Below are 22,852 nucleotides of genomic sequence, written 5' to 3'. Positions count from 1 at the left end.
ATGCAAGTCACTATTTCGGTTTATCGTTATAACCCTGAAACAGATGCCAAGCCGTTTATGAAAGACTATCAGCTGGACGTGGCTGAAGGCTCCGACATGATGGTACTGGACGCGCTGTTGGCGTTGAAAGAACAAGATCCTAGCTTGTCGTTTCGCCGCTCTTGCCGCGAAGGCGTGTGTGGCTCAGATGGCATGAACATGAATGGCAAAAACGGCCTGGCCTGTATTACGCCTTTGTCTACTCTGCTTAAGCAAGGTAACAAGGTCGCGGCCAACAAGGTCGTTATACGCCCACTGCCTGGCCTGCCTGTGGTACGCGACTTGGTTATCGACTTAACCCAGTTTTACACCCAGTGGGAAAAAATTAAGCCGTTTTTGATCGCCGATGAAAAACTGCCTCCCGCGCGCGAGCATTTACAGTCGCCGGCCGAACGCGCCAAGTTAGATGGTCTCTATGAGTGCATCTTGTGCGCCTGCTGTTCGACCGCTTGCCCGTCGTTTTGGTGGAATCCTGATAAGTTTATTGGCCCTGCGGGCTTGTTGGCCGCTTATCGCTGGTTGTCTGACAGCCGCGATACGGGTACTGAAGAGCGGTTATCGGGCATGGATGATGCGTTTAGCGTGTTCCGTTGCCACACCATAATGAACTGTACCGATGTGTGCCCCAAGGGCTTAAACCCCAGTAAGGCCATAGGTAATATCAAGTCCATGTTGTTAAAGCGGGCAGTCTAGTGTTACCGCGAAAGGGCAATAGAACCTAGCCAATAAAAATTTAAGCAATGAGCAAGATAATGGCCGCTCAATAGGGCGGCTTAACTCGACGACACCCAGACAGTAACCCTGTCGAGACGTTATAAAGGGATAAAAATGCACAATGGCGTTATGCAAGCCTGGCTGGAGTCCTCTTACCTGGCCGGTGCCAATGCGACCTATGTCGAAGACCTTTACGAAGATTATTTGGCCGATCCTGAGTCTGTGCCTGAGCAATGGCAAGTCGTGTTTCGCGAGTTGCCGCCGCAAGAGAACGACGTAGAGGATCTGCCTCATTCACAGGTAAGAGATTATTTTCGCCGTCTGGCGAAAGACACTTCTCGTTATGCCACGCCGGTCAGCGATCCGCATACCGATGCCAAGCAAGTTAAAGTGTTGCAATTGATCAACGCCTATCGTTTTCGTGGTCATCAAAATGCCAACCTAGATCCGCTTAATCTTTGGGATCGTAAGCTGGTCAGCGAATTGGATCCGGCGTTTCATAACCTAACGGGCTCAGACTTGGATGCCACCTTTAACGTGGGCTCCTACGCCATCGGTCAAGAGACCATGGTGTTAAAAGACTTAGTGTCGGCTCTGAAAAAAACCTATTGCGGCTCGGTTGGTGCAGAATACATGCACATCACCAGCACTCGCGAAAAACGTTGGATCCAAAGCCAGCTTGAGACTGTGGTCGGCGAGCCAAAGTTTAGCAAAGCAGACAAACTGCGCTTCTTAGAGAGCTTAAACGCCGCCGAAGGCCTAGAAAAATACTTAGGGGCTAAGTTTCCCGGTGCTAAGCGCTTCTCGTTAGAAGGTGGCGATGCCTTGGTGCCCATGACCAAGGAGCTGATCCGCCGTTTTGGCGAGCTTGGCGGTAAAGAAGTGGTGATCGGCATGGCCCACCGTGGCCGTTTAAATATGCTGGTTAACGTCTTGGGCAAACGCCCACAAGATTTGTTTGATGCCTTTGCCGGCAAGTACGAGGTGCAAAGCTCAGGCGATGTTAAATACCACATGGGCTTTAGCTCCGACTTTGAAACCCCGGGTGGCAACGTACACTTGGCACTGGCCTTTAACCCCTCGCATTTAGAAATCGTTAACCCTGTGGTGATAGGCTCGGTGCGCGCGCGCATGGACCGCTTATCTAACCCAGACGGGCGCCAAGTGTTACCCATTACCATACACGGTGACTCGGCCTTTACCGGTCAGGGTGTGGTAGCGGAAACCTTTAATATGTCGCTGACTCGCGGTTATGGCGTGGGCGGCACCGTACGTATCGTTATCAATAACCAAGTGGGCTTTACTACTTCTAATCCAAGAGATACGCGCTCTACCGAATATTGCACCGATATTGCGAAAATGGTGCAGGCGCCGATTTTCCACGTTAATGCGGATGACCCAGAAGCGGTTGTGCAAGTCACCCAACTGGCGCTGGATTACCGTAGCGAGTTTGGTCGCGATGTGGTGATAGACTTGGTTTGTTATCGCCGCCACGGCCATAACGAAGCCGATGAGCCGAGTGCCACTCAGCCCTTGATGTATAAGAAAATTAAACAGCACCCCACGCCGCGTAAAATCTACGCGGATAAGCTGATTGCCAACGGCACTATTAGTGCCGAAGACACCACTGTGATGATCAACGAGTATCGTGATGCGCTCGATGGCGGTGAGTGTGTGGTGAAAGAATGGCGAGACACCGACAATGTTACCGTCGACTGGGCGCCGTATCTGCACCACGAGTGGGATATGCCCTATAACGACCGCTTGGAGCTGGACGATCTTAAAGATATTGCCGAGCGTGTGACCGATTATCCAGAAAGTCACCCGCTGCAGCGTCAAGTGGGCAAGATTTACGAAGACCGTAAGCTGATGGCCAAAGGTGAGAAGCTGGCTGACTGGGGCTTTGCTGAAGTGTTGGCTTACGCCACCTTGTGCGATAAAGGCTATGAAGTGCGCTTAACCGGTCAAGACTCGGGCCGTGGCACTTTCTTCCATCGCCATGCGGTGCTGCATAACCAAGAAGACGCCAGTACTTACACGCCGTTATGCCATTTGTCAGAAAACCAAGGCCAGTTTCAGGTATTTGATTCGGTATTGAGTGAAATGGCGGTGATGGCCTTTGAATACGGTTATGCCACCGCAGAGCCCGATGGTTTAACCATCTGGGAAGCGCAATTTGGTGACTTCGCCAACGGCGCGCAAGTGGTGATTGACCAATTTGTCAGCTCCGGCGAGCAAAAATGGGGCCGCATGTGTGGCTTGACGCTCTTGTTGCCGCACGGCTACGAAGGCCAAGGCCCAGAGCACTCCAGTGCGCGTCTCGAGCGTTTCTTGCAACTGTGCGCCGAGCACAACATGCAGGTGGTCACGCCCACCACGCCGGCACAGGTGTTCCATATGTTGCGCCGTCAGGTGTTGCGCCCCATGCGCCGCCCGTTGGTGGTGATGTCACCTAAGTCATTGTTGCGTCATCCTTTGGCGGTTTCAGACTTAGAAACCCTGGCCCACGGCACATTCTTGAATGCAATTGGCGAAATAGATGATCTGGATCCCAAAGGCGTGAAGCGTGTAGTGCTGTGCTCGGGCAAGGTGTATTACGATTTGCTGGAAACACGGCGCAAGAACGAACAAACCGACGTGGCCATTATTCGTATAGAGCAGCTTTATCCTTTCCCACAACAAGAAGTGGATGCAATTTTAGAAGATTACCAACACGTAACCGATTTTGTATGGTGCCAAGAAGAGCCACAAAATCAGGGCGCTTGGTATTGCAGTCAGCACCATTTCCGAGCGGCTATTCCGGCACAGGCTCGCTTAAGTTATAGCGGGCGGGAAGCGTCGGCCTCACCGGCAGTGGGTTACACCTCTGTTCACTTACAACAACAAAAAGCGCTAGTGGATCATGCACTGACGCTGACAGCTTAACGCACTAAGGACATATCGATGACTATCGAAATCAAGGTTCCCGTTTTACCTGAATCTGTCGCCGACGCCACTATCGCCACTTGGCACAAGCAACCCGGTGACAAGGTAGAGCGCGACGAAGTAATCGTCGACATTGAAACCGATAAGGTAGTGCTCGAGGTACCGGCGCCTGAAGCCGGTATTTTAGAAGCCATTATCGAAGAAGAAGGCGCCACCGTCTTGGGTGAGCAAGTGATTGCGCGCTTACGCGTAGTTGCCGTCGCCGGTGAAGCGACGAAAGAAACCACAGCTGCTACAGACGCTAAAGCAGGTGCTAAAACAGACGCTAAAGTAGACAGTAAGGCAGACAGTAAGGCCAATGCGGATGACGATACCTTAAGCCCTGCGGTACGTCGCTTAGTCGCTGAGCACAATATTGATGCCGCTCAAATTTCTGGCTCTGGCAAAGGCGGGCGCGTCACCAAAGAAGACGTTGAAGCCTTTATTAAAGACGGCCGCAAAAAAGCGGCCAGCGCATCAAACTCAGCCCCTGCAGTTGTTGGCGCGGCCTTGGCTAACGTCGACGTTGGCGAGCGTACTGAAAAACGCGTGCCCATGAGTCGCTTGCGCAAGCGTGTGGCCGAGCGTTTATTAGAAGCCAAAAACACCACCGCCATGTTGACCACCTTTAACGAGGTGAACATGGGGCCGATTATGGCACTGCGCAAACAGTACCAAGAGCAGTTTGAAAAGCGCCACGATGTGCGTTTAGGCTTTATGTCGTTTTATGTGAAGGCGGTGGTGGAGTCTCTCAAGCGCTTCCCTGAAGTGAATGCCTCACTGGACGGTGACGATATCGTGTATCACAACTTTTTCGACGTCAGCATTGCCGTGTCTACGCCGCGTGGCTTGGTGACACCGGTACTGCGTGATTGCGATCGCTTAAGTCTGGCTGACATAGAAAAGAGCATTAAAGAGCTGGCCATCAAAGGTCGCGATGGCAAGCTAACCGTCGATGATATGACGGGCGGTAACTTTACTATCACTAACGGTGGTGTATTTGGCTCACTCATGTCTACGCCGATAATCAACCCGCCACAAAGTGCCATTTTAGGCATGCACAAGATAGAAGACAGACCCATGGCGGTGGATGGCCAAGTGGTTATTCAGCCTATGATGTATCTGGCGCTGTCTTACGACCATCGTATGATAGATGGCCGAGAGTCAGTTAGCTTCTTGGTCTCGATTAAAGAGCTACTCGAAGATCCAACGCGTCTGCTGTTAGACGTGTAACAATAATAATAATAAGGTCGGCCTTAAGTGCCGACCTTCTTTTTACTCTAAAACCCTCAAACAAACGGAAACACAACATGAATTTGCATGAATATCAGGCAAAAAAATTGTTTGCTGACTACGGGTTACCCGTGTCAAAAGGCTATGCATGTGACACTCCACAGGAAGCAGTGGATGCCACCGATAAACTCGGCGGTAGTATGTGGGTGGTTAAATGTCAGGTTCATGCCGGCGGCCGAGGTAAGGCGGGCGGCGTTAAATTGGCTAAGACGAAAGGAGAAGTCAGTGCCTTCGCCGAACAGTGGCTGGGCAAACAGTTGGTGACTTACCAAACCGATGCCAAAGGCCAACCGGTGAGCAAAATTTTAGTGGAAGCTTGCAGCAGCATTGCCAAAGAATTGTATTTGGGTGCCGTGGTTGACCGCAGCTCGCGCCGTGTGGTGTTTATGGCCTCCACCGAAGGTGGGGTAGAAATAGAAAAAGTGGCTAAAGAAACGCCAGAATTAATTCATAAGGCGGCCATAGATCCGCTAGTGGGTCCGCAAGCTTATCAAGGCCGAGAACTGGCTTTTAAGTTGGGACTAGAAGGCAAACAGGTAAACCAATTTACCAAGATATTTTTAGGGCTAGGTCAGATGTTTACCGACCTAGACTTTGCGCTATTAGAAGTGAATCCGTTAGTGATCACAGAAGCGGGCGACTTGTTGTGCCTAGATGGCAAGATCAATATTGACTCTAACGCCATGTATCGCCAGCCAAAATTACAAGAAATGCACGATCCCAGCCAAGATGACGCTCGTGAAGCTCACGCCGCCTCCTTTGAGCTGAACTATGTGGCGCTCGATGGCAACATTGGCTGCATGGTGAATGGCGCAGGCCTTGCCATGGGCACCATGGATATCGTCAATCTGCATGGTGGCTCACCGGCCAACTTCTTGGATGTGGGCGGTGGTGCCACCAAAGAGCGGGTGACCGAAGCCTTTAAAATTATTCTCTCGGATCCGAACGTGAAGGCGGTGTTGGTGAATATCTTTGGCGGCATAGTGCGCTGCGACATGATAGCCGACGGCATTATTGGTGCGGTGAAAGAGGTGGGCGTAAAAGTACCTGTCGTGGTGCGGCTTGAGGGCAATAACGCTCCCGCCGGCACGGCCAAACTGGCCGAGTCTGGACTTAACATCATAGCCGCCACCAGCCTAAGCGACGCCGCCGAGCGCGTGGTTCACGCCGCACAAGGGAAATAAACAGATGAGTATTTTAATTAATAAAGACACTAAGGTGATCTGCCAAGGTTTTACCGGCGGCCAAGGTACTTTTCATTCTGAGCAAGCCATCGAATACGGCACGCAAATGGTGGGCGGCGTATCGCCAGGCAAAGGCGGCACCACTCACTTAGGCCTGCCAGTATTTAATACGGTACGCGAAGCGGTTGCAGCCACAGGTGCCACCGCCACCGTTATTTATGTGCCAGCGGCTTTTTGCAAAGATGCCATCTTAGAAGCGATAGATGCGGGCATTGAGCTGATTGTGACCATTACCGAAGGCATTCCTACCTTGGATATGCTGGACGTTAAGGTGAAGCTTGAGCAAACAGGCGTGCGCATGATAGGCCCTAACTGCCCCGGCGTTATTACGCCCGGTGAGTGTAAAATCGGCATCATGCCGGGCAATATTCATCGCAAAGGTCGCGTCGGTATTATCTCGCGCTCTGGCACCCTGACCTATGAAGCGGTAAAGCAAACCACAGACGAAGGTTTTGGCCAGTCGAGCTGTGTGGGCATTGGTGGTGACCCTATTCCGGGTTCGAACTTTATCGATATTTTGGAATTATTCCAAAACGATCCAGAAACTGAAGCCATCGTCATGATAGGTGAAATTGGCGGCACGGCTGAAGAAGAAGCGGCCGCCTACATTAAAGCTCATGTAACTAAGCCTGTAGTGTCTTACATCGCCGGTGTTACCGCACCTGCGGGTAAGCGCATGGGCCATGCGGGCGCTATTATCTCAGGCGGTACGGGTACGGCAGATGAAAAGTTTGCCGCCCTCGAAGACGCCGGCGTAAAAACCGTGCGTTCATTGGCCGACATAGGTAGTGCACTGCGCGAAGTGACCGGCTGGGAATAAATAGCCCGTTAAACTGGCGTAGGCCGGACGTTTTATGCCGCATATGTTAATGCAGCTAGTCTTGATATAGATAGATGCAAAGGAGCCTAAGGGCTCCTTTTTTATGGCTGCTTAATTGCCAATTTGCTGGCCATACAACCTTAATATATCTTGACATTAAAATAGAACCTTTTGGGTATGATCTGGATCAATGAATTCAGTGTTCGATATTTATTAATTGCATCATTCATCTAGAATACTTTACCTGAGTGTCATATGAGATCTTTTTAGATGCGTAATCTGTCTTTAAACTGGAAAATACTGTTACCACTATTGGTGACATTTGCCTTGGTCTTTATGTTGTGCTTTTTTGTTTCGACTAAATTACAGCGCACTTTAGCCTTGCAATTGGCGGAAGAAAAAATAGAAACCACCGCCAATCTTTATATGGATCAGCTGAACGTGTTGATGGAAAACGGCGTGATCCATAAGCGAGCCTTGGTCCAGACCAAAGTTAAAGAAGAGCTGGGTATTCAGCAGGCTCGCGTGATCCGCGCACCGGCAGTCAGTGACTTATTTGGACCTGGCGCGCCCGACCAAGGCATAGAAGATGATCTGGACAGACGCGCTATTGAGCAGGGCGAAACCGTGCTCGACTTACATTTAGACGATGCCACGCCTTACCTAACGTTAGTTAAGCCTTATAAAGCCTTTCAAGAGTATCGCGGCACTGCCTGCTTACAATGTCATCAAGTGGCGGAAGGCACTGTGATGGGCGCGGTGCGTATTAGCTATGACTTAAGCGATACCTTTGGCCAAATTCGCGCCAATAATTTTCGTCTTGGGGGTATTTTATTAATTGTGATGCTGGTCGCCGGTTTAATCTTATGGCTCATTCAAAATTATTACTTAAAAAGTCCCATTCTTAATATCAGCCAACGCCTACAACAAGTGGCAAAAAACCGCGACCTAACCACACGTTTAGTGCCGCTGGGCAAAGACGAGTTAGGCGGGCTAGTGGGTGCCATTAATGGCTTATTAAGCAGTTTTCAGGCGAGCTTGCGCGAAGTGCAGCAGGTAACCGGGCGCATTTATACGGCGGCAGACAATATTCAGCAAGGTGCCGAGCAAACCGATGGCTCGGTGCGGGCCCAAGACCAAGAAACCGCCATGATTGCCACGGCAGTCAATGAGATGGAAGCCTCGGCTCGCGAAGTAAGGGAAAATGCCCGTTTAACTTCTGAGACCTCTCAGCAGAGTCACGCCTTCGCACTGAATGCCAGTGATCAGGCTCAGGTCGCTGTGGCGGGTATTACCGAGCTTAATGGCGAGATTGGCCGCATCGATCAGGTGATCCGCACCCTGGATGGTCGTTGTAACCAAGTGGATAAGGTGCTCGACATGATCAAAGGCATAGCGGAGCAAACCAACTTGCTGGCATTGAACGCCGCGATTGAAGCGGCGCGGGCCGGTGAATCAGGTCGTGGCTTTGCGGTGGTGGCGGATGAGGTACGCACCCTGTCTTTACGCACCCAGCAGTCGGCCCAAGAAATCACCGGCATGATCAATCTTTTGCAAGGCGAAGCCAAAGAAGCTGTGTTGGCCATTACTAAGGCCGATGCCCAAGCGATAAGCAGCGTAGCCAGCACTCAAGCCGCCATGGACTCACTGCAGGCGATTATCGAGCAAGTAGCGCGCATTAACGAGCTGAATGCCTTGGTCTCTGCCTCGGCGGACGAACAAAGCACAGTGTGTGCTGAAGTGAGTTACAACATCACCCGTGTGCGTGACTCATCTGGCGAAACCTTGATACAGTCTACCGCTGCGGCTCAGTCTAGCCTGCAGCTAGTGAACGAGTGCCAAGTGCTAGAGGACATGATCAGCCACTATCAATTGCAAAGCTAAGCACAGCATTTAGTACTAGCCGCGAATGAGTAAATAAAAACCGAGCCTAAACGCTCGGTTTTTTGTTTTTATCCACTCAAGGATTGCGGTTAGATTTTTCTAGCTTCTAGCTTCTAGCTTCTAGCTTCTAGCTTCTAGCTTCTAGCTTCTAGCTTCTAGCTTATTCCTTGCCCAGATAACTCGCCTGTATGTCGCTCCAGCTGCTATCTTCTGTGACGCGCAATACTTCTTGGGAAACCTGTGCGCGCAGTGGGCTGCCGTTGGGCATCGCCAGTGCATACAGTTGTTGAGCAAATACGCCGGGTAACAGGCTGAGGTTTTGGCCCAACTGCAAGTTACGATATTGCAAAAGCGCGCGGTCGTAGACGATGGCATCAGTGTCGCCGTTAATGACCGACTGCATGGCGGTAGTTAAATCGGGATAGGTTTGATAGCGAATATGACCCTCTTCTAGATAACGCTGGCTGGCGGTGTCGGGAATGGTGGCCACTAGCTTACCGGGTAAGTCACTAATGCTTTGAATACCGGTGCGCAGATTATTCACGGTAAGCGAGGTGGTAATGGCGGCGGTAAAGCTTGCGACCATGATCAAGCCGGCAAACATCCACACCACACCAATTAAGCGCCCAACAAAAGAAGTGGGTGCCTTGTCGCCGTAACCGACCGTGGTCATGGTGACCGCAGCCCACCAAAAACTGGCGCCTATGCCTTGTGCCGCGCTGCCACCAAAGTGCTCGGCGTTTTTACGCCGCTCCGCCAACCACAACAAAAAACCTGCCGCTAACAACAGGGCTGCTAAGGCCAATATCACGCTTAAAAACTGCCAGCTGATAAAGGCCTTAAAGCTGGCTAATAAACTGTGCGCGGGCACTTCTGGCACCGCAATCGATAAGCCGGTTTGATAAAAAGGATGGCTAAAATCGAACTGCGTATCGCGCTCGGCGGTCATGGTGAGTGCGCCTACGGCTACATCGACCTTACCCGCTTCTACTGCCTCTAGCAGTTCACTAAAACTCATGGGCAGCCATTCATATTCGCGATTCATGCCTTTGGCGATGTCTTGCCAGAGATCGATACTGATGCCTTCCCAGTCACCGTTCTCTTTTTGCATCACAAACGGCGGCACAGCCGTGATGCCCACTTTTAAAGGCGCTTGTGCCGGCACTTGTTCTTGAATTAGAGGCTGCTCCTGTTCTTGAGCATGAGTTTGGGCCGACAGGCCTAGGGTAGTAAACAACAGATAAAAAATTATTTTTCTACATTGGGTATTGATAGACATGGCGTTATGGGCCGAAAGAGGCCTTTCCGATAGTAGGTGTGGTGGGTAAAAAATGACGACTCTAAACAGCCGAAAATGAGGTAATGAGCGGAGCAGCAAAATAAGATCCAAGTGCAGAATACCGACTCGGGCCGTAAATTTGAACCGCAGCAGGGCTAAAACATAGCGTTAAGCCGTTAGCGGTACCTGATTACCCACAAAGCTCAGCCATGTTTCAGTGAACTCAGCACCAATGAATTCAATATGTTACAGGTAGGTTCCGCCTCTTCGGTAAAGAATATGAGGCTCAGTTTGGTATTTTGACCTTGTAGGGGCCAATTTATTCGGCCCGGTTTGGTGTTTTGGTTTAAATCTAAACCTCAGTAACAGCCAGCAGAGCTGGCCTGCCGAATAAATTGGGCCGCTACAAAGAACAAACCGAAACAGGGTGCATTATGGCTGAGGTTCATACGTAATCAGGTAGCGGTAAGTCAAAGAGACACACGGCTCTTCTGTAGTCCGCGCTTACGCTGCGGGTTCTGCGAAGCAGCAGCATTTAAACATTCCCGCTAAGACGGGACTAGCAGCTAAAGCGCTAGACTACAAAATACAGTTACAGATTCAGTACTGGCAAGGAAACTAAGAACTGGCTCTTATTTTTAATGTTCGGCGCAAACGCTATTTCGCGACTACCTGCTCAACGCGACTGACCACTTCACCTTGGGCTAAACGGGTGCGCAATGTATCGCCTACTTGCACTTGGCTGGCTGCCGTGATCACTTGGGCGTTATGCTGGGTAATACTGTAACCGCGTGCCAAGGTAGCCAGCGGGCTAATGGCATTTAACCTTGAGCCCGCCAATGCCAGTTGATGCTGGTTTCGTTGCAAACGAGTGTGCATCTGGGTGTGCAAGCGTGTTTGCAGGGCCTGCAGTGCTAGCCTACTGCCTTGTAACTGCTGCGCCGGATGCTGATGGTTTAACCGCAGTTGGCTTTGCGCCAAGCGTTGCTGAGCTTGAGTGAGACATTGGCGAAAGGCCCTGTGCAATCTGACCTGCAGCTGATCCAGCTGTTGGGCCTGTTGCTGCAACTGCTGGCGCGGATGTTGGCGCCGTAAGCGGGCGTGCAAGCGCTCCAGCAATTGTCGGCTTTGGAGCAGATAACGGCGCTGGGCTTGCTGCAAACGCTGCTGCCACTGCTGGTATTGCGCTTGCTGCGCATCACCATCGCGGCTAATCAGCTCGGCGGCGGCAGAGGGCGTGGGCGCGCGCAGGTCCGCCACAAAATCACTCAAGGTGAAGTCCACCTCGTGACCCACGGCACTGACTACTGGCAAGTGCGAGGCGGCGATGGCGCGCACTAGGCGCTCATCGTTAAAGCACCATAAGTCTTCTAATGATCCGCCACCGCGGGCCAAGATCAGCACGTCGGTTTCGGCTCTTTGGTTGGCGGCTGCTAATGCCGCTATTAACTGCGCCGCCGCCGGCTCACCTTGCACTTGGGCAGGGTAAATAATTACCTGCAAATGCGGTGCGCGCCTGGCCAGTACGCTTAAAATATCCTGCAGCGCGGCACCGGTCGGCGAGCTAATAATACCGATACGCGTGGGGTGGGGCGGCAGTGCTTGTTTCAGTGAGTCCGCAAACAAGCCTTCCTCAAACAGGCGCTGCTTGAGCGCTTCATATTGCTGTTTAAGCAAGCCTTCACCGGCGGGGGCCATGGTTTGCGCTACCAGCTGATAATCACCTCTGGGCTCATACAAGGTCACTTTGCCGAAGATCAGTACCTGATCGCCGTTTTTCGGCCGAAAGGCCACGCTGCGGTTATTGCCTTTAAACATGGCGCACCGTAGCTGCGATTGGCTGTCTTTTAGCGAAAAGTACCAATGACCCGAAGTGGGAATGCTGAGGTTAGAAATTTCACCGCTAATGGCCACAGTGCCTAGCTCGCCTTCGAGCAACAAACGGGCATGGCGATTGAGGTGGGTAACCGTGTAAACCTTATTTGATGTATCTGGCTGCAAAATGGCCTCGTAAGAGAATCTTCAGGTGAAAGTAAGCCCTGTTAACGGCTATTTTGCGCTTTATTGGCAAAAATAACAAAAATAGCTTTACCGACAAGGCCGACATGCCTAAAATTCTACTGCAATATTTTTACCCCCCAAATATGGTGAATATTGCGATGCTAAGAATAATTCAAGACGCCTTAACCTTCGATGATGTGCTGTTAGTTCCTGCCCATTCTACCGTACTGCCCAACACTGCTGACCTCAAAACTCGCCTTACAAAAGACATTACGCTCAACATTCCTATTGTTTCTGCTGCCATGGACACCATAACCGAAGCCGATCTCGCGATTGCTTTGGCGCAAGAAGGCGGTATCGGTTTTATTCACAAGAATATGTCCATCGAAGCCCAAGCGGGCCAAGTGCGCAAGGTGAAAAAATTCGAAAGCGGCGTGGTGTCAGACCCCATTACCGTGCGCCCAGAAATGACCATAGGTGATGTGCGCGAGCAAACCCTGATCAATGGCTTTGCCGGTTACCCAGTCGTGACATCCCAAGGTGATTTAGTAGGTATTATCACTGGCCGTGACATACGCTTCGTGCAAGACATGAGCAAGCGCGTCGATGAAGTGATGACCGAAAAGTCCCGCTTAGTGACCGTAAAAGCCGGCGCCTCTCGTGACCAAGTTGAATCTTTGATGCAACAACACCGCATCGAAAAAGTGCTGGTGATTGGCGAAAACGGTCAACTGACTGGCATGATCAGCGCCAAAGACTTCCAAAAAGCCGAAAGCAAACCTAACGCCTGTAAAGATGCTCAAGGTCGCTTGCGCGTAGGTGCCGCCGTGGGTGCCGCTCCGGGTAACGAAGAGCGCATTAAGGCGCTGGTTGAAGCCGGTTTAGACGTACTGTTAATCGACTCCTCTCACGGTCATTCCGAAGGCGTACTCGAGCGCATTCGTGAAACGCGCCGTGCTTTCCCCGATTTGGCCATTGTCGGCGGTAACGTGGCAACGGGAGCCGGAGCCTTGGCATTAGCCGAAGCGGGCGCCAGTGCCGTTAAAGTGGGTATCGGCCCTGGCTCCATTTGTACCACCCGTATTGTGACCGGTTGTGGGGTGCCACAGATTAGTGCGGTAGCCAATGCGGTAGAAGCGCTTAAGCACTTGGATGTTCCTGTGATTGCCGATGGCGGCATTCGTTTTTCTGGTGATATCGCCAAGGCTTTGGCGGCAGGCGCGCACTGCGTGATGATGGGCTCCATGTTTGCGGGCACCGAAGAGTCACCTGGCGAAATTGAATTATTCCAAGGTCGCTCTTTTAAGTCTTACCGAGGTATGGGATCCTTAGGCGCCATGAGCAAAGGCTCCAGCGACCGCTATTTTCAGACCGACAATGCCGCCGACAAATTAGTACCGGAAGGCATCGAAGGCCGAGTGCCTTACAAAGGCAAGCTGAAGGAAGTTATTCATCAGCAAATGGGCGGCCTGCGCAGTGCCATGGGATTAACCGGCAGTGCCACCATAGATTGTCTGCGCACCAAAGCAGAATTTGTTAAGATATCCGGCGCCGGCATTCAAGAATCGCACGTGCATGATGTGACCATCACCAAAGAAGCCCCTAACTACCGTTTGGGTTGATCTTAAAAGCAGTAGACGGGGGCCGATAACCCCCGTTTTTCTCTGGCCGTTTGCCCCCCCACAGGCGGTCTCTGTAATGACTATGAAGTAATGAGTAGGAAGACGATGATCAAAAATATTCATGATAACCGGATCCTGATCTTGGATTTCGGCTCGCAATATACGCAACTGATTGCCCGTCGCGTTCGGGAGTTGGGCGTGTATTGTGAGTTGTGGCCATGGGACGTAACCGACGCCAAAATCCGCGACTTTAAACCAAACGGCATTATCTTGTCTGGGGGGCCTGAGTCCGTTACCGAAGCTAACAGCCCACGCGCACCGCAATATGTGTTTGAAGCCGGCGTGCCGGTATTCGGCATTTGTTACGGCATGCAAACCATGGCCGAGCAGTTAGGCGGCTCTGTAGCCGGTTCAACTGAGCGTGAGTTTGGTTACGCCCAAGTACAACGCGTAGCCGACTGTGCTTTGTTGGCCAATATTGAAGACGCCATCGACGCTAACGGTCAGCCGTTACTCGATGTGTGGATGAGCCATGGCGATAAAGTGGTGAGCTTGCCAGCAGGCTTTGAGAAAGTGGCGCAAACGAGCAGCTGCCCATTCGCCGCTATGGCCGATGAAAAGCGCAAGTTCTACGGCGTACAGTTTCACCCAGAAGTGACCCATACTCGCCAAGGCGCGCGTATGCTGGAGCAGTTCATTCACGATATCTGTGGCTGTGAAGCACTGTGGACGCCGTCCACCATTATCGACGACGCCGTGGCACGCTTGCGTGAGCAAGTAGGCAGCGACAAGGTTATCTTAGGTCTGTCGGGTGGTGTGGATTCATCTGTTACCGCTATGCTGTTACACCGCGCCATTGGTCCACAATTGACCTGTGTGTTCGTGGATAACGGCTTATTGCGCTTAAACGAAGCCACCCAAGTTATGGATATGTTTGGTGATCATTTTGGTCTCAATATTATTCATGTACCCGCAGAAGACAGGTTCTTGTCTGCTCTGGCCGGTGAAGCCGAGCCAGAAGCCAAGCGTAAGATCATTGGTCGCGTGTTTATCGAAGTGTTCGACGAATACGCCGGCAAAATTGAAGACGTGAAGTGGTTGGCGCAAGGCACCATCTACCCAGACATTATTGAGTCTGCAGGTGCCGGCGGTAAGGCGCACGTGATCAAGTCTCACCACAACGTGGGCGGGTTACCTGCCGACATGAAGATGGGCTTGGTTGAGCCGCTCAAAGAGCTGTTCAAAGATGAAGTGCGTCGCATCGGCCTAGAACTTGGCCTGCCATACGACATGCTGTATCGCCATCCGTTCCCAGGCCCAGGCCTAGGTGTGCGGGTATTGGGCGAAGTGAAGAAAGAATACTGCGACCTGTTACGCCGTGCCGATGCCATCTTCATTGAAGAGCTGCATAAGCACGACTTGTATAACAAGGTGAGCCAGGCCTTCACCGTGTTCTTGCCAGTGCGCTCGGTCGGCGTTATGGGCGATGCCCGTAAGTACGACTGGGTAGTGTCGTTGCGCGCCGTAGAAACCATCGACTTTATGACTGCCCATTGGGCGCATCTGCCTTATGACTTCTTAGGCCATGTATCTAACAGGATCATTAATGAAGTAGATGGCATTTCACGCGTGGTGTATGACATCTCTGGTAAGCCACCAGCGACCATTGAGTGGGAATAAGCCAGCTGCCTGAATAGGGCGTTTGCTGACCACAAAACAGAAGGGCGCCTAGGCGCCCTTTTTTATGCTTAAAATGTGTTGGGGGAAGAGTAAGGCGTCAGCGAACAGACGACTCCCAAATATTGAAAGAGGTAGCAGGACATTATCGTAGCCAACCGTCAAATGCCAGGGACGGCATTTGACGAGCGCCGCATGGATGCGGTTTAAGCGAGTTGGCGTAGATAATTTTGCTATCTCTTTGCACCTATTCACCAGTGGACTAACAGGCGACGCTCAAATCTTGAGAGAGGTAGTAGGAATTATCGTAGCCAACTGTCTAATGCCATGGGTCAACAAAGGCTCCTGCAATGTTGACACTTCCGCCATACATCGGCGGTCGACGGTATTTGCCGAGCGTGCATGGGTCGAGCTTGCCTCGCCGTGACGAATTTTTTAGCCTAACCGAATGTCCAGTGAATGTTCGCAGTGGGCTGAAATGGTGAGTGTCATATCTTTAAGCGCGTTAGCGTAGATAATCCTGCTACCTCTTTCTACACCACAAAAGGAGACCGATAGCACAAGTCCAGCCTTTGCCGCTTTTTACTCACAGGATTTGGTTGAAGTGTTATCTGTTTGTAACTAATCTGTAGGTCGATCAAGCCAGCCGGGAGAGAGCGCTGAAGTTACTTGCTAGTTGTGATTAGCTAGACTTAGCGCCGCCGAAGGAGCAACGACCCCGTAAACTCTCAGGCAAAAGGACCGGTGGCTGTAGACAAATCCGAAGAGTGGTCTGTGCACTGTTAGACCCGCCGAAGGAGCAAGCCCTTCTATCTGGTGATAGATGTGGTGAATCTCTCAGGCTCCAATACGGATGGGGACGTCAGGTGATTAACGCGAACGCATTACGCCTGCAAAAATAGAGTGCACTATTATGTCAGAGATGAAAAAAGTAGCCGTCTTAGGTGCCGGTATCACCGGCATTACCACAGCCGCTAAGTTAATTGAACAGGGTTTTGAAGTGACCGTGTTCGACCGCCAACGTTATGCGGCCATGGAAACCAGTTTCGCCAATGGAGGGCAGCTTTCTGCTTCTAATGCTGAGGTGTGGAATACTTGGGCCACGGTATTAAAAGGCGTGAAATGGATGCTGCAAGCGGACGCGCCCTTACTGGTTAACCCAAAACCAAGCTGGCATAAGTTGAGCTGGATGCTCGAATTTATGCGCCATATCCCCGATTACGAACGTAATACCATTGAAACCACCCGCCTTGCTATTGAGGCGCGTCGCCACTTAGTGGAATTAGGCCAAAAGTGGGGCGTGGAATTTGACCGCTCTGATTGCGGCATTATGCATTTCTATAGCAACCAAAAAGACTTTAAACACGCCTGCGAAGTAACCAAGCTGTTAAAGCAAGGCGGATTAGAGCGCCATGCCCTGAGCCCAGCCGAAATTAAACTGAAAGAGCCTCGCCTGCACGGTGACTTTGTGGGGGGCTTTTGGACGCCAAGCGACAGCACAGGTGATATTCATAACTTTACCTTTGGTTTGGCTGAAGCGATTCGTAAAGCCGGCGTGACCTTTTGCATGGAAACTGAGCTTAAAGATGTGAGCATCGAAGGCAAGGGTGTGCGTGTGACTGACGATAAAGGTAATTCAACGCACTTTGATGCTGTGGTGGTGTGTGCGGGTGTGGGCAGTCGTGAACTAGCGAAAAAGCTGGGCGACCGCGTTAATATCTACCCCGTAAAAGGCTACTCCATTACGGTTAATTTGCGTGACCAGATAAGCCAAGACAGCGCACCGCTCATTTCTTTACTGGATGATGAAACGAAAATTGTAACCAGTCGTTTAGGGCCCGATCGTTTCCGTATCGCCGGCACCGCCGAGTTCAACGGGTATAATCGTGATATTCGCCATGATCGCATTGAGCCACTGGTTAAGTGGTGTAATCGACACTTCCCCGATGTGTCTACCGAAAGTGCGGTGGCCTGGGCAGGCTTGCGACCTATGTTGCCGAATATGATGCCTAAAGTAGGCCGAGGCGCTCACCGCCAAGTGTTTTACAATACCGGTCACGGGCACTTAGGCTGGACATTAAGCGGTGCTACCGCCGATGCGGTGGCTAACGTAATGGCTGCAGCACGTGATGAAAATCGCGGTTACTCCACGGTGGCAGTGAGTTAGCACGTTTACCTAACGAAAAAGGTGCTTCTAGCCTATAAAAATGCCAGTCAGTTAAGCTGACTGGCATTTTTTTATTTACCGCGTTCGGCGTGAGTGGCAAAAGCTCGGCTATAGCCGCTTGAAATAAAAGCGCTTATCTGCATTGATTAGAGGTTTTGATAACGGTTCATATCCAACAGGCCGGCTTCTATGGGATGGGTTTCCTGTAGGTAGCTGTGCATATCGTTAAAGTAAAACCAAAAATCTGGATGGGTGCGGCGAATACCATAGCGATCCGCCACGCCGTGTATTTGTGTGGCGTCTGTCATCGAGGTGAGGGCGCTAATAAAGTCCGCTAACTCGGTTTGTTTGACGTTAAAAATAAAATTTGGGTAGCTACTCACTATGCCAGGTAATACGGTCAGGGTGTCGTTGTTGGGGCGCAGCCGTGCGTTTTCGCCCAATATAAAGGCCACGTTGCTGTGATCCCGATTGTGGATCAGGCTGTATACCTGACGCTGCAGTGGGTCTTCACCTTCAATGCGCAGCAAGGTGACTTCGGGCAGCCATTTAATAACGGGCAATAAGCGCGCCGGAAAGCCCGTTAGGCGGCGCAGTTGATCCTCGAGGCGCTCTTGAGCTGTATCCAATTGCAGCTCGGTATGCTCAGGGCCACAGTTGCCGACTCGACAGCGATTAAGGGTGTCTGCAGGGCCTGTTACGGCGGCCAGTTGATTGAATACCTGTTGGCTAAAGTCAACCAAGGGCTGTTTAGCATCGGTATGTATTTGGCTGGGCGTGGTTTCATCTACGTCGGCATAGCTGGTAAACAGCTTGATGCGGGCACTGTTGTCATACCAAGCATGCAGCAGCGAATTACGCTGCTCAGGCGGTAAGAAGCGCAATAAGTTGGCTTCGGAGCCGTTGCGGATCAGGTCAAAATAGAGCCGTGTTTTTGCCTGATGCGACACGCTGCCGTAGACGTTAAAGTTGGCCACTAAGGCGTAATAAGTGCGCTCAAGTAATGGATAGTCCATGACCCACAAGGTGCTTGGCGTGTCGCCTTGCCAGCCTGTAATGACACTGGCGCTGTCGTGATGGCGAAACACTGTGAGTAAGGCTTGGCTATTGTGGCCATCGCCGTCCCAGATGTGCTCAAGATTGGGCCCTTTGGGGTAGTGCTTAGCATAGGCCTGCTGGCGATAGGTTAAATAGCGATTTCTGCCGCTGCTGTACGAAATCCAGTCTGGTCCCAGGCTCAGTAAATCAGAATTAAGGCCGGGCAGGGTGAGCCAATCGCGCACCTCAGTTTGATGGCTCGGCTGGGTAACAAACAAGTCATGCTCGGGCGCTTGAAAACTCACCCAAAATTGGTCGCGGATCACATCGGTGGCAATTTGCCCACGACATACGGGGCCCCGAATAAAGGTGCGCACAAAGTATTCGGCGTCGTCCAACATAAACTGATAGCGGGTCTTGGCTGGAATAGCCGCATAGGTAAAAAACGGGTTGGCTGCATAGTCGACTCTATAGTCTGGCAGCGTTTTGACTACCCAGTCGGCGGTAAAAAACAGTTGCTCAAGATGCGCCATTTTGTCGCTATGTAGCGCATAAGTGATGTGAGTTTTATGTACCCGACTCTCTATATAAGGGCGCAAGCGATAATAAAATTTACCCTCGGGTGAGTCTGTAGGGCGCGTGCTGGGGATCACTTCTATGGGCTGACCGGTAGGTGTGCGCGAGCGCACGATTTCAAAGAAGGTATCTTGGTCGGGTTCAGACAAGTCACTGAAATACAGATGTGCTAAAAACCAATGCTCATATAAATAGCGGGCCACCAGCCGTTGGCGAGGTGCGTCTCGGTTGAGCCAGCTTTCCCAGCGGATTTGTGCCCATTCTAGCGTCGGTGATAGGGTCATGATTTGCTCAGGCACTTGGGCGCCTTGGCTTAGCCACTCTTGTATTAATTGATATTCAGGTGCCGTGAGGCCGCTTGCCGCAAAGGGCATACCCGCTTGCGGGTGTTGGCGGGCAAAGGCATCAAATTCATTGAGCTGGCTGCATTGATTGCTGCGGGTGGGTGAGATATCGAGCTCTTCTGGCAGCCGTTGATTGGCGGCCCAAAGGCGGCTTTGGCCTAACGCCATCATGCTTTGCATCAAGCTGGCTTGGGCATTAGGCGCGTCTAGCACACTAAAAAAGCCGCGTTCGCGCCACGCAGATTCACCGTAGGCATCAAAGTGCAAGCGGCTAGGGATGGCGTCTTTGGTACGCGCGCCGTCGTACATCGGCATCTTGCTGGCACCGCGCACTAGGCCCTCATTACTGGTCAGTTTTAGCTGGCAGGGAGCATCGTAGCAGGCATGGCAGGCCACGCATTTTTGTTCAAAAATGGGCTTTATATCTTGGGTGTAATCGATCCTATTGGGCAAGGCGTCGTTTGACTGAGCCCAAGTGGAGGGGAGCAAGCACATGCTCAGCATAAGCCAGGCAAATAACGTTAATCGTGATAAAAGAGAATTCATTATTATGCCTTATCTTATGTTTCTAATAGGGTGATAACATGGGGTTCACCGAAGATAAAGAGGAACTTGGCCATGATGAGACTGACGATAGGACTTTTACTGCTCGCCTCCACGGCGGTGGCAGCACAAACCATTAATAGCCGGCCCGCGTTAGAGCTGAATTTAAATTCAGACTTAGAGCCCGCTTGCTTTTATGCGGATCAGCGTTACTCGAAAGGCTCCATTATCGAAATGGCCAAACAGCCATTTATCTGTGAGCGAGAAAAAACCTTTGAGCAAAATGGCCGCTTAAGCTGGCAGCCATTTCCGCTGAGCTTGCAGGCCGAGCAGAAGCTGAGCGCGCCTTAAGCCAAAATGGCGGTGTATCATGGCGGATCTTAACTAATATTACTCGCATACTTGTTGTTGATAGCGGTACGGATGCTGGTGCGGATAGTGTTACGGATAGTGATACTAATAATGAGAAATCACCCTAGGAGCGCGTTATGGATATTATTCGGATTATTATTGCCATCTTACTGCCGCCGCTTGGCGTGTTTCTACAAGTGGGCTTGGGCAAGCACTTTTGGATTAATATTATTCTGACTCTGCTGGGCTACATCCCAGGCATAGTGCACGCTGTGTGGGTGATTGCTAAAAAGTGAGTCGCTAATGAAGGCTAAATCCGCAAACCCCAATACTGTAAACAAGGGACATGCAGCGATCAGTCAGCGACTGGAGCGCTTAGCATGGCTGCTCGACAGCTCTATCCGCTTGCCGGGTGGCTATAGAGTGGGATTAGACGGCGTTATCGGGTTAATCCCTGGTATTGGTGATTTAATAGGTGCGGGTTTATCGTCTTATATTGTGGTGGAGGCCGCACGGCTTAAGGTGCCGCTTCGGGTGCTGGCGCGCATGGGCTTAAATGTATTAATAGAATTTGTGGTCGGCATAGTGCCAATATTCGGCGATATATTCGACTTTGCCTTTAAAGCCAACCTGCGTAATGTGCGGTTATTAAATGCATATTTAAGAAACAATGCGTGAAGGGTGAAGAGGACGAGATAACCAAAACCTAGAAACATATTTTTGCCACGGAATACACGGACGTAGAGCAACAAGGCATATCTATTATAAGTGCTAACAACTAAAGATTAGCCGTTAGTGTTTATCTACTTTCACTTTTCTGTGTTGTTCCGTGTATTCCGTGGCGAGAGGCTATTTAATTTTTAACTCGAGAGTTAATTACGCTTGTTTTTTGATTGGTTCGGCATAGATATCGAGCACTAGCTCACCTTGGGGGCGTGCGCAGCAGGGCAAGACTTCGCCGGCGGCGATAAAAGCGAGCGGGGTGCTTTGATAGCTGACTTCGCCACTGATAAGAGTGGTACGACAAGAGCCGCAATAGCCGCCACGGCATTGATATTCTACGCCGTGGCCGGTACGTTCCAAGCCTTCAAGCAGGCTTTCGCCTGCTTGAAGTTCAAAACTCATTGCTTGGGTAGTGATTTTACTCACAGCTCAAAATCGCCTAAGTCGTCATGGTTCATTTGCGAGTCAATTTGGCCGATTAAGTAGGAGCTGATCTCCACTTCTTGCGGCGCTACCTGCACGTTATCTGACGATAACCAAGCGTTGATCCACGGAATCGGGTTTTGCTTGGCTTTATCAAAGGCCGGCGTTAAACCGACCGCTTGCATGCGCAGGTTGGTGATGTATTCCACATATTGACACAGAATATCTTTGTTCAGGCCTATCATAGAGCCGTCTTTAAACAGGTATTCTGCCCACTCTTTTTCTTGAATGGCGGCGTCGCGAAACAGCTCAAAACACTGCTGCTCACACTCTTTAGCAATTTGCGCCATTTCTGGGTCGTCTTCACCATTACGCAAAATATTGATCATATGCTGAGTGCCGGTTAAGTGCAGCGCTTCGTCACGGGCAATCAGTTTGATGATTTTGGCGTTGCCTTCCATTAGCTCGCGCTCGGCAAAGGCGAATGAACAGGCGAAGCTAACGTAAAAGCGGATCGCTTCTAAAACGTTGACGCTCATCAAGCACAAATAGAGCTTCTTCTTCAGCTCATAGAGGTTGATATCAACCTCTTGACCACGGTGCAGCTGCTTACCTTCACCAAATAAATGGTAGAGGCTGGTATAGCGGATCAGCTGGTCGTAATAACCGGCGATATCGGCGGCACGTTTAATAATTTCTTCGTTCACTACGATATCGTCAAAGACGATGCCTGGGTCGTTCACGATATTACGAATAATATGCGTGTAAGAGCGCGAGTGAATGGTCTCAGAGAAGGTCCAGGTTTCAATCCAGGTCTCAAGCTCAGGCAAAGACACGATCGGCAGCAAGGCAACGTTTGGGCTGCGGCCTTGAATGGAGTCGAGCAGGGTCTGATATTTCAGGTTGCTGATGAAAATATGCTTTTCATGATCCGGCAGTGCCTGATAGTCGATGCGGTCTTGAGACACGTCCACTTCTTCTGGGCGCCAGAAGAAAGACAGCTGCTTTTCAATCAGCTTTTCAAAGATATCGTATTTTTGTTGATCATAACGAGCCACATTCACGGAATTTCCGAGAAACATCGGCTCTAACATCGCATCGTTTTGTAATTGACTAAACGTTGTATAAGACATGTTGTTCTTCCACGCAA

At 51.0% G+C, this 22,852-nt stretch carries 17 protein-coding genes and 1 riboswitch; of the genes, 12 read left to right on the top strand and 5 right to left on the bottom strand.

Translation table 11 applies throughout. The features are described 5' to 3' along the window. From ACEN2G_RS03455 to ACEN2G_RS03430, 6 genes are all read left to right on the top strand, one after another. The gene (locus tag ACEN2G_RS03455; RefSeq protein ID WP_442020073.1) at positions 1–732 is read left to right on the top strand and encodes a succinate dehydrogenase iron-sulfur subunit; all 732 of its coding nucleotides are present in this window, start codon (positions 1–3) and stop codon (positions 730–732) included. Positions 733–867: 135 nt separating this feature from the next. Beyond that, complete coding sequence (gene sucA, locus ACEN2G_RS03450) at positions 868–3,678, top strand: 2-oxoglutarate dehydrogenase E1 component (protein WP_442020072.1); 2,811 nt, start codon at positions 868–870, stop codon at positions 3,676–3,678. Positions 3,679–3,696: 18 nt separating this feature from the next. Continuing rightward, on the top strand, positions 3,697–4,950 hold the full coding sequence (odhB, locus tag ACEN2G_RS03445; RefSeq protein WP_442020071.1) for a 2-oxoglutarate dehydrogenase complex dihydrolipoyllysine-residue succinyltransferase: 1,254 nt from the start codon (positions 3,697–3,699) through the stop codon (positions 4,948–4,950). A 77-nt stretch (positions 4,951–5,027) separates the two neighbouring features. Then, positions 5,028–6,194, top strand: a complete 1,167-nt coding sequence (gene sucC, locus ACEN2G_RS03440; RefSeq protein ID WP_442020070.1) for an ADP-forming succinate--CoA ligase subunit beta — start codon at positions 5,028–5,030, stop codon at positions 6,192–6,194. Between the two features lie 4 nt (positions 6,195–6,198). Beyond that, on the top strand, positions 6,199–7,074 hold the full coding sequence (sucD, locus tag ACEN2G_RS03435) for a succinate--CoA ligase subunit alpha (protein WP_442020069.1): 876 nt from the start codon (positions 6,199–6,201) through the stop codon (positions 7,072–7,074). Positions 7,075–7,344: 270 nt separating this feature from the next. Further along, positions 7,345–8,958 carry a methyl-accepting chemotaxis protein gene (locus ACEN2G_RS03430; protein WP_442020068.1) on the top strand — a complete coding sequence of 538 codons (1,614 nt, stop codon included), beginning with the start codon at positions 7,345–7,347 and terminating at the stop codon, positions 8,956–8,958. 160 nt (positions 8,959–9,118) lie between these two features. On the opposite strand, the gene ACEN2G_RS03425 is transcribed toward ACEN2G_RS03430, so the two are convergent. Together ACEN2G_RS03425 and xseA are read right to left on the bottom strand one after the other, a co-directional pair. Then, the gene (locus ACEN2G_RS03425) at positions 9,119–10,237 is read right to left on the bottom strand and encodes a transporter substrate-binding domain-containing protein (protein ID WP_442020067.1); all 1,119 of its coding nucleotides are present in this window, start codon (positions 10,235–10,237) and stop codon (positions 9,119–9,121) included. 657 nt (positions 10,238–10,894) lie between these two features. Next, the gene (gene xseA / locus ACEN2G_RS03420) at positions 10,895–12,238 is read right to left on the bottom strand and encodes an exodeoxyribonuclease VII large subunit (RefSeq protein WP_442020066.1); all 1,344 of its coding nucleotides are present in this window, start codon (positions 12,236–12,238) and stop codon (positions 10,895–10,897) included. A gap of 158 nt (positions 12,239–12,396) precedes the next feature. On the opposite strand from xseA, the gene guaB reads away from it, so the two are divergent. The 3 genes from guaB (at position 12,397) to ACEN2G_RS03405 (ending at position 17,704) form a co-directional block, all read left to right on the top strand. Further along, positions 12,397–13,860 (top strand): IMP dehydrogenase, encoded by a 1,464-nt coding sequence (gene guaB / locus ACEN2G_RS03415; protein ID WP_442020065.1) that lies wholly within the window; start codon positions 12,397–12,399, stop codon positions 13,858–13,860. Positions 13,861–13,965: 105 nt separating this feature from the next. Continuing rightward, positions 13,966–15,540 (top strand): glutamine-hydrolyzing GMP synthase, encoded by a 1,575-nt coding sequence (guaA, locus tag ACEN2G_RS03410; RefSeq protein ID WP_442020064.1) that lies wholly within the window; start codon positions 13,966–13,968, stop codon positions 15,538–15,540. Positions 15,541–16,174: 634 nt separating this feature from the next. Next, positions 16,175–16,291, top strand: a riboswitch (glycine riboswitch). Between the two features lie 159 nt (positions 16,292–16,450). Continuing rightward, positions 16,451–17,704: a D-amino acid dehydrogenase gene (locus tag ACEN2G_RS03405; RefSeq protein ID WP_442020063.1), complete on the top strand. Its 1,254-nt coding sequence runs from the start codon at positions 16,451–16,453 to the stop codon at positions 17,702–17,704. A 146-nt stretch (positions 17,705–17,850) separates the two neighbouring features. On the opposite strand, the gene ACEN2G_RS03400 is transcribed toward ACEN2G_RS03405, so the two are convergent. After that, positions 17,851–20,208 (bottom strand): fatty acid cis/trans isomerase, encoded by a 2,358-nt coding sequence (locus ACEN2G_RS03400; protein ID WP_442020062.1) that lies wholly within the window; start codon positions 20,206–20,208, stop codon positions 17,851–17,853. A 72-nt stretch (positions 20,209–20,280) separates the two neighbouring features. On the opposite strand from ACEN2G_RS03400, the gene ACEN2G_RS03395 reads away from it, so the two are divergent. The 3 genes from ACEN2G_RS03395 (at position 20,281) to ACEN2G_RS03385 (ending at position 21,234) form a co-directional block, all read left to right on the top strand. Then, positions 20,281–20,556 (top strand): DUF1496 domain-containing protein, encoded by a 276-nt coding sequence (locus tag ACEN2G_RS03395; protein ID WP_442020061.1) that lies wholly within the window; start codon positions 20,281–20,283, stop codon positions 20,554–20,556. A 137-nt stretch (positions 20,557–20,693) separates the two neighbouring features. Continuing rightward, on the top strand, positions 20,694–20,852 hold the full coding sequence (locus ACEN2G_RS03390; RefSeq protein WP_442020060.1) for a YqaE/Pmp3 family membrane protein: 159 nt from the start codon (positions 20,694–20,696) through the stop codon (positions 20,850–20,852). 7 nt (positions 20,853–20,859) lie between these two features. Next, positions 20,860–21,234, top strand: a complete 375-nt coding sequence (locus tag ACEN2G_RS03385; RefSeq protein ID WP_442020059.1) for a DUF4112 domain-containing protein — start codon at positions 20,860–20,862, stop codon at positions 21,232–21,234. Between the two features lie 198 nt (positions 21,235–21,432). Here the strand turns inward: ACEN2G_RS03385 and yfaE are convergent, their stop codons facing one another. Together yfaE and nrdB are read right to left on the bottom strand one after the other, a co-directional pair. Then, positions 21,433–21,705: a class I ribonucleotide reductase maintenance protein YfaE gene (gene yfaE, locus ACEN2G_RS03380; RefSeq protein WP_442020058.1), complete on the bottom strand. Its 273-nt coding sequence runs from the start codon at positions 21,703–21,705 to the stop codon at positions 21,433–21,435. Then, positions 21,702–22,835, bottom strand: a complete 1,134-nt coding sequence (gene nrdB, locus ACEN2G_RS03375) for a class Ia ribonucleoside-diphosphate reductase subunit beta (RefSeq protein ID WP_442020057.1) — start codon at positions 22,833–22,835, stop codon at positions 21,702–21,704. The genes yfaE and nrdB overlap by 4 nt, the downstream gene beginning before the upstream one ends. Positions 22,836–22,852 lie beyond the last annotated feature (17 nt).

This window comes from Oceanisphaera sp. W20_SRM_FM3 (genome assembly GCF_052119705.1).
Lineage (GTDB): Bacteria > Pseudomonadota > Gammaproteobacteria > Enterobacterales > Aeromonadaceae > Oceanimonas.
The sequence above is the reverse complement of the archived record's forward strand: the minus strand, read 5'-3'. Positions and strand labels throughout refer to the sequence as shown.

Coding starts and splice junctions, on each gene's coding strand:
- ACEN2G_RS03455 (WP_442020073.1), top strand. CDS start 1: ATGCAAGTCACTATTTCGGTTTATCGTTATAACCCTGAAACAGATGCC.
- sucA (WP_442020072.1), top strand. CDS start 868: ATGCACAATGGCGTTATGCAAGCCTGGCTGGAGTCCTCTTACCTGGCC.
- odhB (WP_442020071.1), top strand. CDS start 3,697: ATGACTATCGAAATCAAGGTTCCCGTTTTACCTGAATCTGTCGCCGAC.
- sucC (WP_442020070.1), top strand. CDS start 5,028: ATGAATTTGCATGAATATCAGGCAAAAAAATTGTTTGCTGACTACGGG.
- sucD (WP_442020069.1), top strand. CDS start 6,199: ATGAGTATTTTAATTAATAAAGACACTAAGGTGATCTGCCAAGGTTTT.
- ACEN2G_RS03430 (WP_442020068.1), top strand. CDS start 7,345: ATGCGTAATCTGTCTTTAAACTGGAAAATACTGTTACCACTATTGGTG.
- ACEN2G_RS03425 (WP_442020067.1), bottom strand. CDS start 10,237: ATGTCTATCAATACCCAATGTAGAAAAATAATTTTTTATCTGTTGTTT.
- guaB (WP_442020065.1), top strand. CDS start 12,397: ATGCTAAGAATAATTCAAGACGCCTTAACCTTCGATGATGTGCTGTTA.
- guaA (WP_442020064.1), top strand. CDS start 13,966: ATGATCAAAAATATTCATGATAACCGGATCCTGATCTTGGATTTCGGC.
- ACEN2G_RS03405 (WP_442020063.1), top strand. CDS start 16,451: ATGTCAGAGATGAAAAAAGTAGCCGTCTTAGGTGCCGGTATCACCGGC.
- ACEN2G_RS03400 (WP_442020062.1), bottom strand. CDS start 20,208: ATGAATTCTCTTTTATCACGATTAACGTTATTTGCCTGGCTTATGCTG.
- ACEN2G_RS03395 (WP_442020061.1), top strand. CDS start 20,281: ATGATGAGACTGACGATAGGACTTTTACTGCTCGCCTCCACGGCGGTG.
- ACEN2G_RS03390 (WP_442020060.1), top strand. CDS start 20,694: ATGGATATTATTCGGATTATTATTGCCATCTTACTGCCGCCGCTTGGC.
- ACEN2G_RS03385 (WP_442020059.1), top strand. CDS start 20,860: ATGAAGGCTAAATCCGCAAACCCCAATACTGTAAACAAGGGACATGCA.
- nrdB (WP_442020057.1), bottom strand. CDS start 22,835: ATGTCTTATACAACGTTTAGTCAATTACAAAACGATGCGATGTTAGAG.